This window comes from Shewanella sp. SP1S1-7 (assembly GCF_031932105.1).
Lineage (GTDB): Bacteria > Pseudomonadota > Gammaproteobacteria > Enterobacterales > Shewanellaceae > Shewanella > Shewanella baltica.
This window is the reverse complement of sequence record NZ_JAUOEU010000001.1, coordinates 1-12209: the sequence shown is the minus strand read 5'-3', so window position 1 is coordinate 12209 and position 12209 is coordinate 1. Positions and strand designations below refer to the sequence as shown.

The window sequence follows — 12209 nt, the reverse complement described above, 5'->3', positions numbered from 1 at the left end:
TGAGAAAAGGGTGACTCACCAAGGAGTCATCGCTAAATTAGAATGGGTGGCTTATGAAAAACTGCTTAAGAAAAAACTATCTATCACTGGTCATGACTTTACTGGCCAAGCCAATAAGCAACACACCTGATATTCCCTCTAAGGCTCTGGAATAACGCTGGGAATTGGGCCGACTAAATACCCAGCTTCCTGCCGACGCATAAAGGACGTTACACAGGGTCGCTAACAAACTGAAAATAAGACCAAGGGTTAACAGCTGAATTGACGTTGAACCTGCTAACGGATCAATAAACTGCGGCAAAAAAGAGAGAAAAAATAAAGCGACTTTAGGATTAAGTACACTAACGACAATGCCTTGGTAAAATACGTTGCCGTTTGGTTTGCTATTGTCATCAACCACAATTTTATTGTTGCCACGCCACATTGATATTAACGCTTGAATGCCTAAATACACTAGATACGCGGCGCCCAACCACTTCACAATACTAAAAGCCAACGCTGAGCTGAGAATGATGGCAGATAATCCCAAGCTAGCAGCAAGCGTGTGAACAAAATAACCCACACCTAAACCCATCGCAGCTTTAAGCCCACTGATCATTTTCCCTTTCATTGTGTTAGATACAATGTAGATAACATCGGGTCCAGGGATAAGATTGATAGCAAGGCAAGCAACTGCAAACAGTAATAGTGAATTTAAATCCATTTAATTTTTCTCCTTGTTAAACGCGTAACCTATCGCGCCCGCGTAAGTGGTGTTCGACGCAACACCACAGCCTCTGCAAACCACTTTAAAAATAAAATCAAAACGTTAACTACAAGTAAGTTGATAACCAGAACCTGTGCTCAACTTTATATACTTTTTGCCCACGTCTTGATTCAAAGCAAACTTCAATTTGCTCATCCTTAACGATCTTAATTGGCGCTTAATTTTTTTATTCACGGCAAATCGTTAAACGGCGCAGCGCAAAAATCCCCAGTAGTGAAAGTATCAATAGCGATAAACTGCCACCGCCGCTGTAACCTTGTTTATGTTCTATGGTGGCAACCTGCTCTTCTTTAACCCGAGTTTTAAAGCGGGCGAGTTCATCGTCTAAATTCACTATCATATCGTTCACCGCGAGATCAAAGCCCTCATAGGATTTCTCCCTTAGGGTTGTCGTCACGCCAACAGCGGTTGAACTTTCAGTTAACTGATTAATGCCCGGCGCCCTAAATAACATCTTTTGGCTGCGCATATCGAACACTGCGGTATCAACAAAGGTTTGAATGGCATTCTCATTGCCAGGGATTAAATACATGCCCACGATAGTCCAATAAAGGATGGCGGATTTGTTCTCGTGGCTTTGCATCAGTTGATCGTAAGATACCAGTGCCATCACATCGACGTCATGCAGGCGGGCAACTTGCTGCAAGGTATTAAAACCTTTGCCATTTTTAAGATAGGTGCTCGGAATGATTTCAATACGATCGATATAATCGTATTTGATAAAGGATTGTTTCACCTTGTTGAGCAAAGCGACTTGGGCGCGACTGTCTATGGCATCGGCTTGCCAATGGGATGAAGGTAAAAAAGCAATGCCGACGGTAATTGGCAAACGCAGTACAGGTAAGGATGGCTGCTGGGCTTGGCGGCTCTTCTCATCTGGATATAAGTATTCAACTAAGCTACTCGATACCGCCTTTTTATCTGTGGTATTACCGTTAAAAAACGCGCTGCAGCCACTGAGTGAAAGCATTGCGAGTGAGATTATGCCGCTGGTTATGATCTTAAGTTTCATCTGTTTCCCTACCGTATCCATACACTGCCGCTAATGATGCTACTGAATTTATTGCTAGCGGATATTGCTGGCTACCTTATCCACTCATTACAGTTAAAACAAGTCGTTATGTTCACATATCAAATCAAAGACATTCAAACTCAGGTTTTACATACCAATTTTAGATACAAAAAAGCCGCATCATAAAATGCGGCTAGTCAGGTAGTGTCACACACGCTTATACACTTTTTTGTGCACGCTTTTATGCAATAGGCTTAAGCGTATTTACGCACTTTTTTAAGCGCAATTTGTTGTTTTAACATGGATAAATGTTCAATAAACACTTTGCCATGTAAATGGTCGATTTCATGCTGTAATACTATGGCTAAAAACTCATCGGTTTCGATTTCGATAGCCTTGCCCGTTCTGTCTAATGCGGTCACTTTGACCTTCTCAAAACGTGACACTTTAGCGCGATAACCGGGGATCGACAGACACCCTTCTTCACCCACAAACTCGCCAGACTTTTCGACGATTTCAGGATTGATCAGCACTTGAGGTTGGTCGCGACCGTCAGATAAATCGATCACGATAATCGCATCCGTACTGCCGACTTGCGTTGCCGCTAAACCGATACCATCGTCCGTGTGATACATGGTTTCGATTAAATCATCGATAAATCCCTGAACAGCTTCAATATCTTTTACAGGTTGCGCTTTACGTTTAAGGCGCTCATCGGGAATTGTTAGAATATCGAGTACAGCCATGCCAGTTATCTTCTCTCAGCGAGTCAAAAAAATTGGCGCTATTATGGACTATTTGACCATTTACACAATATTTAAGCTAAAAACAGTTTAAATATTTTGTTAGCAATCGAGATAGTCGATAAAAAATGTCGAGTAATGCATAATCCATTGAACGCTTAATGTCCTCACTTCTTCCGCTAAACCAGACTTTGCCGTTACACTAGCGCAACCTCGTCGCGGGCGACTTTTACTGTGTGACCTTTTAAGCCTGATTTTCTAAGCATGAACACGCATTTAGCTGAGGGCCAAGTATTCAATGGCATCGTTTCAGAAAGACAAATCGCCGCTGTATCGCTATCTTGAAAAAGATAAACAAGATGAACAGGATTTAGCGAGTCACCAGCCCCAAGCGGTGGACTTGTCTCCCATGGCGAAAATCTGGCATATCGTTGCGATGATCCCGCAGGGAAAAATCAGCAGTTATGGCAAAATTGCCGATTATGCGGGATTACCGGGGCGAGCACGTTATGTGTCCAAGGCACTCAAATCGGCACCCGAGCATTTGTCTCTGCCTTGGCACAGAGTACTCAATAGTCAGGGTAAAATCTCCTTCGAGAAAAATTCAGTCTCCTTTCAGGAACAGATGGAATTATTAAGAATCGAAGGCATAACAGTGAACTGCGGCAAAGTTAGTTTGTCTGAGTACCAGTGGCGTCCCGATCTGGTCACTTTAGTCATGGCAATGCCATTTTAGTTTAATATACTGATCCATAAACTGTTTACATCGCTATTTACAGAAGTGTCGGCCTCGGCTATAACCTGCTAACCGTCGATTCCGATTTTTGATTTACGCTGAACTGATTTACCCTGAACTGTGTAAGTAAGCATGCTACTCGACACTTTTTTATCAACCACTACTGAGCGTTTTGTAGTGATACAAGGTGAAAACCTGCGACCCAAGGAGCATTCTTTGCGTACCATTCCCACATTATTAGTGAGCTTAACTGCCCTCACCCACTGTATGTTTGCCATAGCCGCGCCGACGCCGCTCACGCCGCAGACGGCCGAATACCAAGTCAACTATGGGGATATCGAACTCGGTAAAGCTAAATACACGCTGCCCAATCCAGAAGATGGGGTGTATAAGTATCGTTTTGACAGCGATCTTAGCCTGTTATTGCTAACCGATGTGCGCCACATTTTGAGTGAATTTACTCAAGAAAATAGTCAACTCAGCCCTTTGCGTTACTTACAGCAGCGCCAAGGTGTCGGCCCGAATTACACAGAGCAAACCGCGTTCGCCAAAGCGCAGGGCTTTATTCATACCCGTTATAAAGACGAGAAAGGCAAATTCCCCTATGAAGGCGAAATTTTCGATCCGCTAATGGTGCAATTGCAATTCAGGCTCGATATGGCCGCGGGCAAAGAAGCGCTTGACTACAAGATGGTCAAAGACAACGAACTGGATGAATACAAGTTCCATGTGATTGGAAGAGAACGGATGAACATCGACAGTGGCAGTTACGACACAGTCAAAATTGAAGTGGTGCGTGACAATAAAAAGCGCCAAACCTTCTTCTGGATGGCACCGGATTTAGCCTACCTGCCCGTACGGTTAACACATTTTGAAAAAGGCAGTAAGCAGCTGGATATTAAGTTACTTAAATATCACTTCGATGAAGTTGTGAGCCAAGAAAGCGCGCCTGCAGATATTGCTGAGCAACCACAAGTACCAAAACTGCTCGGTACGACAGAAGGTTAACTGGCAAAGCATTGAGTTAGGTTAAGGGAATCAACTTAGCTCAATGATACACAGCCTTAGCTGAACTCACACCGATAAAACCAAACCGAAGTTATACCGAACCGAATGAATATCTAACCGAGCTTAGGGCCAGCCTCTAAGTTCGGTTAACGCTCATAGCTAATGGTTCATTGCCAAAGTTCAGAACCAATATTCCTGCGCTACTAGTTCATAGCTGACAGTTCATTGCAACAAGTTCGTTGCTAATGGCCTATCACTAATCCTTGATTGCTAAAAGATGCGTTGGATACTGACTCAATCTTTTTAAAAAGTGACCTGAACAAACCAAAGTCAGCCGCAAATCTGCTCGCCCCCATTTTTTAGCGCTGGTGTTAGCACTATTGGATAACATCAAAGATCGATTAACAGCTCGCCTAATCTAAACAACTTCCAGTTGCCGGGCTGCATGACATGCCACTGTTCGTTCTCAGTCAATGGACGAGTCGCAATCACAGTCACGACATCGTGGGCCGTGGTTTCCTTATCAAAATCAATCACCACATCGGTATCGATAAGTTTCGCTTTGCCAAACGGCGCGCGGCGAGTGATATAACATAAGTTGTTACTGCAATAGCTCATCAAATGCTCGCCATCGCTTAAAATCATATTGAACACACCTAAGGCACGGATTTGCTCGGCCAACGTCGCGACATAATGGAACACAGCCAGCATATCTTCGGGCTGAGTACCGCCAAACTTCTGGGCAACTTGTTCCAAAATCCAGCAGAACGCGAGTTCGCTGTCAGTATCGCCAACGGGTTGATAGCGCGAGACGTTGAACTTAGGCAGATAGTCCGTCAATTGGCCATTGTGGGCATAGGTCCAATAACGTCCCCATAATTCGCGGGTAAAAGGATGCGTATTCTCTAAAGACACGCAGCCGCGATTCGCTTGGCGAATATGGCTTATCACCACTTCACTTTTAATCGGGTAGGATTTGATCAATTTTGCAATATGCGATTCGCTACTCGGGCAAGCATCTTTAAAAGTACGGCTGCCTTTGCCCTCGTAAAACGTAATACCCCAGCCGTCCACGTGGGGACCCGTTACGCCTCCACGTTGTGCTAATCCCGTAAAACTAAACACAATATCGGTTGGCACATTGGCGCTCATCGCCAGTAACTCGCACATATTTCTCGCCCATCATCAATCAAAAATCCACTTGCTGGCATTGTAACTAGTTGATGACATTTGTGGAATGATCAAAGCTGACAAATAATTTAAACAATTGTTTGAAAAATACTTGTATTAAAATTGTCTTAGGTTTAACTTTTATGCGACACAGGTCTGACCACAAACTATAATTGTGATCGCAATCAACAAAACACTCTATGACCTGTGGTTGGCACTCGGTCATATTTAAGGAGAATTACAGTGACTACCCTACTTTGGATCATCGCCATGATCTTAGTGCTAGGAGCCCTAGCTTACCTTCGGGTATCTTTGCTCACTGCCACTATTGCAGCCGCTGTTGTGATGACAGCAGGATGGACATTCGATGTTGTCGGCCCTATCTCTTGGATCATTTTCCTTGTGGTAGCCTTGCCGTTAAATATCAGTGCATTTAGACAAAATGTGATCAGTCGTCCACTGATGAAGGTATATCGCGGCATCATGCCGGAAATGTCTTCAACAGAGAAAGAAGCGATTGAAGCCGGCACCACTTGGTGGGAAGCCGATCTGTTTGCGGGTAACCCTAACTGGAAAAAACTACATAACTACCCAGTTGCGCGTTTAAGTGCAGACGAACAGGCCTTCCTCGATGGCCCTGTTGAAGAAGTGTGCCGCATGGTGAATCAACACCAAGTGTCACATCAACTTGCCGATCTGCCTGCCGACGTATGGCAATATCTGAAAGATAATGGCTTCTTCGCCATGATCATTAAGAAAAAATACGGCGGTTTAGAATATTCAGCTTATGCCCAATCGCGCGTGTTACAGAAACTTGCGGGTTTGAGCAGTGAGTTGGCATCAACTGTTGGTGTGCCTAACTCTTTAGGCCCTGGAGAGCTGCTGCAACATTACGGCACGCCAGAGCAACAAAACCATTATTTGCCACGTTTAGCCAAAGGGTTAGAAGTACCTTGCTTCGCACTGACCAGCCCAGAAGCTGGTAGCGATGCAGGCTCTATTCCTGACTTTGGTATCGTGTGTAAAGGCCAATGGGAAGGTGAAGAAGTTCTGGGTATGAAACTGACCTGGAACAAGCGTTACATCACTTTAGCACCTGTCGCGACAGTATTAGGCTTAGCCTTTAAACTGCGCGATCCAGAACATCTACTTGGCGATAAAGAAGAACTCGGCATTACTTGTGCTTTGATCCCTACCGATATGGAAGGAGTTGAAACTGGTCGTCGTCACTTCCCGCTCAACTGTATGTTCCAAAACGGTCCAACTCACGGCAACGAAGTGTTTGTCCCATTAAGCTTCATCATTGGCGGCCCGAAAATGGCTGGTCAAGGCTGGCGCATGCTGGTGGAATGTTTATCGGTGGGTCGTGGTATCACACTGCCATCAAACTCAGCTGGCGGCGTGAAAACCGCAGCGCTGGCAACGGGTGCTTATGCTCGCATTCGTCGTCAATTCAAATTGCCTATCGGCAAGCTTGAAGGTATCGAAGAGCCAATGGCACGCATCGGCGGTAACGCCTATCTGATGGATGCAGTGACAACGTTGACCACCACAGGTATCGACTTAGGTGAAAAACCATCGGTTATCTCTGCAATTGTGAAATATCACCTGACGGATCGTATGCAGAAATGCGTTATCGATGCCATGGATATTCACGGTGGTAAAGGCGTGTGTCTTGGCCCTAACAACTATTTAGGTCGTGGCTACCAAGCTGCGCCTATCGCGATTACCGTTGAAGGCGCAAACATCCTGACCCGTTCTATGATCATCTACGGCCAAGGCGCAATTCGTTGCCATCCTTACGTACTGGCAGAAATGGAGTCAGCATTTGATACCGAATCGGGTCAAGGTTTAGCTAACTTCGATGCAGCCATCTTTGGTCACATTGGTTTTGCGACCAGTAACTTCATCCGTAGCTTCTGGCTAGGTCTGACATCAAGCCGTTTCTCTAACGCGCCTTATTCAGATAAAACCAAACGTTATTATCAACAGATGAACCGTTTCAGTGCCAACCTTGCCTTGCTCTCTGACTTAGCCATGGCAACCTTGGGCGGCAACCTTAAACGTAAAGAGCGTATCTCTGCCCGTTTAGGTGACTTACTGAGCCAACTGTATCTGGCATCAGCCACGCTGAAACGCTATGAAGATGAAGGCCGCCAAACCGACGACTTACCATTAGTGCAGTGGGCGGTTGAAGATGCGCTGTACAAGTTACAAGCTTCTTTAGACGATTTGCTGGATAACTTCCCTATGGGTCTTGGCGGCGCATTACGCGTGGTGATGTTCCCATTCGGTCGTCCACTGAAACGCCCAAGCGATGTGTTAGATCATAAAGTTGCTAAGATCATGCAAACACCGTGTGAAAGCCGTGACCGTCTAGGTAAAGGCCAGTTCTGGACCAACTCTGAGCATAATGCTGTGGGTATCCAAGAACAAACGCTACTGGACATCATTGCATCTGAGCCTCTGCATGACAAAGTCTGTAAGGCGAGCGGTAAACGTCTACCCTTCATGTGGTTAGATAAAGTAGCCGCTGAAGGTAAAGCACTGGGTGTGCTGAGCGACGATGAAGTTAACTTGCTAGAAAGAGCGGAAATCGGTCGTATGAAGTCAATCAACGTTGATGACTTTGACCCAGCAGAACTGCGTCCAGAAGTGGTTTCTACCACTTCACGGGAACGCGCAGCGTAATCCACTCAGTAAGATTTAAACCCACAAAAAAGGAGGCTAATCAGCCTCCTTTTTTAATGCCTTGACCCAATGACAATTCAAACTACTCCATCACTGAGTGGAGTCTAATACCAATCACAGCCTAGGTTAACTCTTCGCTAAAGTCTCATCTGCAGCTTGAAGTGGATCAGCGGTATTATCCTCAATAGCCACTTTAGCTTCAGCCTGTACAAGCCTTAATTGTTCAGCCTCTTCATCCGCTTTTATCTTCGCTAAAGCGGCTTCTGCTGCGGCTTTCTCTTGGGCTTCCTGTGCTTCTCGCTCTGCAATCGCTTGCTGTACTTTGGCTTCTTCTAAGGCTTCAATCGGTAGCAGGCTAATGAGCTCAATACCATTCGGGAACACAGTATCGTTGCCAGACACTACAACGACCTTACCTTCCTTGGTTAAATAAACCAGTGGCATAGCCGTTTCACCGTAACGCTTACGGAAATGCTCAAAGCTGAAGTTTTCGGTTAAATTGGTCACTTTAAGCTGAGCGCCTCTCGCCATCAGGCTTGCTATCTTGGCATAGGACACGGCATCACCAAACAGACATAAACGCTGCTTATAAGTTTCAGAGAGCTGGTGGCGCGCACTGCCGACCTCGGTATTATTTAAGCCAAAGACCTTCTTAGTGCCAAAAAAATCTTGAAAATGGAAACTCACTAAAGGGTTCAATTGTCGATAAGGGGAAATGATCAACACGCGGCCAATCCCAGTTAAATCCATATAGGTTTCAGCATGTTCCGATGCGGGATTGCCAAAATACACTGGGATATTATCCATACGTGCCAGGCGAATATTATCCCAGTTATTATCAGCCAATAGCACTTTGATATCCTTGGCTTTTAATATTTTAGCTAACTCACGGGAAAATTTAGAAGCACCGAAAATCAATAGACCTTGGGCAGAATCGGCTTTGACACCGAGGAATCGCGCCCAACGTCCCGCGGTTAAACTTTGGATAACAACCGTGCCGATAATAATTAAAAACACTAAGGGCACAATCGCATCAGCGCCCTGCACATTGTTGGCTTCTAACTTAATCGCAAACAATGACGATACCGCCGCAGCGACTATGCCTCGCGGTGCAATCCAACATAAAAACCACTTATCAGCCCTCGATAAAGAGGTGCCTATACCAGAAACCCAAATACTCAGTGGCCGCGCTAGCAACATAGTGACCGCTAAAATGCCCAGTCCACCCCAACCTAAGTCGAGCATGGCATTAGAATCTAATCGCGCCGCCAATAAAATAAACAGTGCCGAAATCAACAGTACGGTTAAGGTTTCTTTAAATTCGAGGATTTCAGCAATATCCACACCGCGCATATTGGCAAGCCAAATGCCCATAACGGTCACAGTCAGTAAACCCGACTCTTCCTGTAATAGGTTAGAGCCGACAAAGATACCCAGCATTAAGGTCAAGACTGCGGTATTGCGCAAATAATGTGGTAACAGGTTGCGTCTTAATATTTGCCCTGTGAGGTAACCTGCCGCAGCGCCGAGCCCTAATCCTAGCGAAAGCATAGAGCCTAATGCATAGAGCACATGTGTTGTGGGATCGCCTGAAACAGTAATGTATTCAAAAACTAATACCGCCAGCAATGCGCCTATGGGGTCGATAACTATGCCTTCCCAGCGCAAAATACTGGCAAGTTGGGATTTAGGGCGCACACTTCTAAGCATAGGCACGATAACCGTCGGTCCCGTCACCACCACTAATGCGCCAAAGAGGAGTGCAATTTCCCAACTAAAATCAAGTAAATAAAAGGTGGCCGTGCTAATACAAGCCCAAGTGATCACTGTCCCTATGGTCACAAGATGCGTCACCATACGGCCATGATCTTTGATTTCTTTAAAGTTGAGAGTCAATGCGCCTTCAAACAAAATCACGGCAACCCCGAGAGAAATGATCGGAAAGAGTAAATTGCCAAAAATCTCATCGGGATTAAGGAAGCCAAGTCCGGGGCCGAGGGTGAGTCCACAGAGCAGTAAAGGCAAAATCGCCGGTAACCGCAGTTTCCAACCAAGCCATTGACAAAAAAGCGATAACACCCCAATCAGCGCTAACATACCTGTGATTTGTTCAACCATAAAAAATCCTTTAGGTGAGGAAAACAATGAGCTCACATTATCTTTAATGAAATAGATGACATGAGCATGATAATGGCTCGGGAATTATCTATTTCGCTTAACAATAGCAGCAAATGCATAAACGTTATAAAGTTTATCGAAGACTGCATGACCTAAGTGAAACCAAGGCGCAACAGCTATGGACTGCGAGCTGCAGCAGTTAACGCGCTGCAATTATTTGATGAAAAAGATAGAAATAAAAAGGCCTTACATTGCTGTAAGGCCTTTTTATTAATTTGGCGGAGCGGACGGGACTCGAACCCGCGACCCCCGGCGTGACAGGCCGTGCAGATATGGATTTTAGTGCGTTACCTATTTTACCTAAATTGTTGTCAATTGATTTAATTAGCATTATTCACATGACCATCGGACTGTTAATTAATGACAATTAACGACAACTTAGTGGTCACGGTCACGAAAACCTGTCTTTTCACTGATCAATATTTGATCCGCTTTGACAGCTAAAAAGATGAGCGTTACACATCCTGCAGTGAGGAGTGTATTCGTGACAGTGTCTCCGAAATCGATAAAATTAAAGTCGTAGGAGTAAAGCATCTCGATATCTCCCACCATCCGCGATAACAACCTACTGGCGATTCAATATGCTCAACTTGAAGTAAGAGTAATCATCCTATTTTTAATGGACGTTAGACGTAGAAGATTACGTTATTAAAGCCTATTTATATTTCAATGGTATTCCACCAATTGTTTTTTGGTCGTTCATTATTCCCATAATGTCGCATGCTCTTGTACCTCGGCAATACTGCTGAATAAATATTGGTTTAGCCACTCGTAGCGCACTGTACGGTTACATCGCTCAACATATGCATTCTGCTGTGGGTTGCCATACTGGATGAACTTCAGTTCAACCTTGTATTTTGCTACCCATTCAGCCAGAAAAGTGCTGATTTATTCTGGGCGGCGTTGTTGACAAAATCGTTTTGAACCATTTCAAGCGATGGTGATCAGATCGTTCAGTACAGACTGATAGAGTCATCATCATGGGCAAAGCCAAGCACAAAATCATCAACTGGTCTGAGTACAACAAGAGTTTACGCAATCGCGGTTCATTGACCTTTGGGATGGATGACGCAGCCATCAAGGGCTGGTTATGCCATCAGCATCATGGTGGTCGGGGGCGAGGTTTCCAGTTAGTGGATTGCCATTGCAGGACTAGGAATAATCCATTGTAAAGTTTAATAATTCAAAACGTTAGGGGCTTTTTCATAAATTTGACTATGAAAAAACAAGATCACGATCACATAAATAGATCTTTTTACTGATCAACTTTTGATCACACTTGGGAGATGAAAAAGTGAGCCCTATATTAAAGGAAGGACGCAATCACAGGAAATGGAATTCTGATGGCCCAAATAATTTTAAAGCTCCAAAAGAAGCATCAGGTGAACTTACATCCAGCAGCGAGAAAAGCTTTCGATGTAATGCAATCATTACCTGGGTTATGTAATCTACATGCCTTACCTGCAATTATCAGGTCTGAATTTGCCCCCCAAACAATATATTGTTTGGAGTACATAGATTCGAATGCCAGCAGCAATAAAGCAAAACACTTTACCAGAACATTTCAGTTTTATAGTCCTATCTGGGCAGCACTTTTTTGGGAAAATGAGCGCCCACCAGAAGGTACTCTTCTGGTTTTAGAAACAAATACTCAAGACCAATTGACGCCTGAAAGCGTCGAGAAAAAAGCATGGTTATCACTATTGCAAGTGCTCTGTCTATCGATCAATTCTAAATATGTTGCCGCCTTTATTGATGACTGGCGTCAAGGCCTACCAGAGCAGTTTTCACGAGAATTCTTTGGGAAGAATACACTACCTGACCAGCTATTTTGTGATTTGTTATCTATCTCGAGAGGCACTCTGGTTCAGCAGCGGCAGCGCCAGTTTCCTAAATGCCCAATAT

General features: G+C 44.6%; 9 protein-coding genes and 2 pseudogenes. 5 read left to right on the top strand and 6 right to left on the bottom strand.

Features of this window, described 5'->3' with window-relative positions:
• Positions 1–76: 76 nt before the first annotated feature.
• The 3 genes from Q4Q49_RS00055 to def form a co-directional block, all read right to left on the bottom strand.
• Positions 77–703 carry a LysE family translocator gene (locus Q4Q49_RS00055; protein ID WP_259515624.1) on the bottom strand — a complete coding sequence of 209 codons (627 nt, stop codon included), beginning with the start codon at positions 701–703 and terminating at the stop codon, positions 77–79.
• A 229-nt stretch (positions 704–932) separates the two neighbouring features.
• Positions 933–1778: a rhombotarget lipoprotein gene (gene rhlP / locus Q4Q49_RS00050; protein ID WP_259504996.1), complete on the bottom strand. Its 846-nt coding sequence runs from the start codon at positions 1776–1778 to the stop codon at positions 933–935.
• 254 nt (positions 1779–2032) lie between these two features.
• Complete coding sequence (def, locus tag Q4Q49_RS00045; RefSeq protein WP_006081499.1) at positions 2033–2524, bottom strand: peptide deformylase; 492 nt, start codon at positions 2522–2524, stop codon at positions 2033–2035.
• Between the two features lie 295 nt (positions 2525–2819).
• Here def and Q4Q49_RS00040 point away from each other — a divergent pair, with 295 nt between their 5' ends.
• Entirely contained in the window at positions 2820–3257 is a 438-nt protein-coding gene (locus Q4Q49_RS00040) for an MGMT family protein (protein ID WP_311900705.1), read from the top strand.
• A 216-nt stretch (positions 3258–3473) separates the two neighbouring features.
• Complete coding sequence (locus tag Q4Q49_RS00035; RefSeq protein WP_311998324.1) at positions 3474–4265, top strand: DUF3108 domain-containing protein; 792 nt, start codon at positions 3474–3476, stop codon at positions 4263–4265.
• Positions 4266–4655: 390 nt separating this feature from the next.
• Here Q4Q49_RS00035 and Q4Q49_RS00030 read toward each other — a convergent pair whose 3' ends face one another.
• On the bottom strand, positions 4656–5435 hold the full coding sequence (locus tag Q4Q49_RS00030; protein ID WP_259508602.1) for a class II glutamine amidotransferase: 780 nt from the start codon (positions 5433–5435) through the stop codon (positions 4656–4658).
• Between the two features lie 243 nt (positions 5436–5678).
• On the opposite strand from Q4Q49_RS00030, the gene fadE reads away from it, so the two are divergent.
• On the top strand, positions 5679–8126 hold the full coding sequence (fadE, locus tag Q4Q49_RS00025; protein WP_311998323.1) for an acyl-CoA dehydrogenase FadE: 2448 nt from the start codon (positions 5679–5681) through the stop codon (positions 8124–8126).
• Positions 8127–8252: 126 nt separating this feature from the next.
• On the opposite strand, the gene Q4Q49_RS00020 is transcribed toward fadE, so the two are convergent.
• The gene (locus Q4Q49_RS00020; RefSeq protein WP_199908803.1) at positions 8253–10244 is read right to left on the bottom strand and encodes a sodium:proton antiporter; all 1992 of its coding nucleotides are present in this window, start codon (positions 10242–10244) and stop codon (positions 8253–8255) included.
• Positions 10245–10959: 715 nt separating this feature from the next.
• Positions 10960–11192, bottom strand: a pseudogene (locus tag Q4Q49_RS22145) (transposase); the annotation flags it as partial.
• A 92-nt stretch (positions 11193–11284) separates the two neighbouring features.
• Here Q4Q49_RS22145 and Q4Q49_RS00010 point away from each other — a divergent pair.
• Together Q4Q49_RS00010 and Q4Q49_RS00005 are read left to right on the top strand one after the other, a co-directional pair.
• Positions 11285–11425: pseudogene (locus Q4Q49_RS00010) on the top strand (IS5/IS1182 family transposase); the annotation flags it as partial.
• 222 nt (positions 11426–11647) lie between these two features.
• A partial coding sequence (locus Q4Q49_RS00005; RefSeq protein ID WP_311998322.1) for a hypothetical protein occupies positions 11648–12209 on the top strand: 562 nt, incomplete at its 3' end.

Coding starts and splice junctions, on each gene's coding strand:
- rhlP (WP_259504996.1), bottom strand. CDS start 1,778: ATGAAACTTAAGATCATAACCAGCGGCATAATCTCACTCGCAATGCTT.
- Q4Q49_RS00040 (WP_311900705.1), top strand. CDS start 2,820: ATGGCATCGTTTCAGAAAGACAAATCGCCGCTGTATCGCTATCTTGAA.
- Q4Q49_RS00055 (WP_259515624.1), bottom strand. CDS start 703: ATGGATTTAAATTCACTATTACTGTTTGCAGTTGCTTGCCTTGCTATC.
- Q4Q49_RS00030 (WP_259508602.1), bottom strand. CDS start 5,435: ATGTGCGAGTTACTGGCGATGAGCGCCAATGTGCCAACCGATATTGTG.
- Q4Q49_RS00020 (WP_199908803.1), bottom strand. CDS start 10,244: ATGGTTGAACAAATCACAGGTATGTTAGCGCTGATTGGGGTGTTATCG.
- def (WP_006081499.1), bottom strand. CDS start 2,524: ATGGCTGTACTCGATATTCTAACAATTCCCGATGAGCGCCTTAAACGT.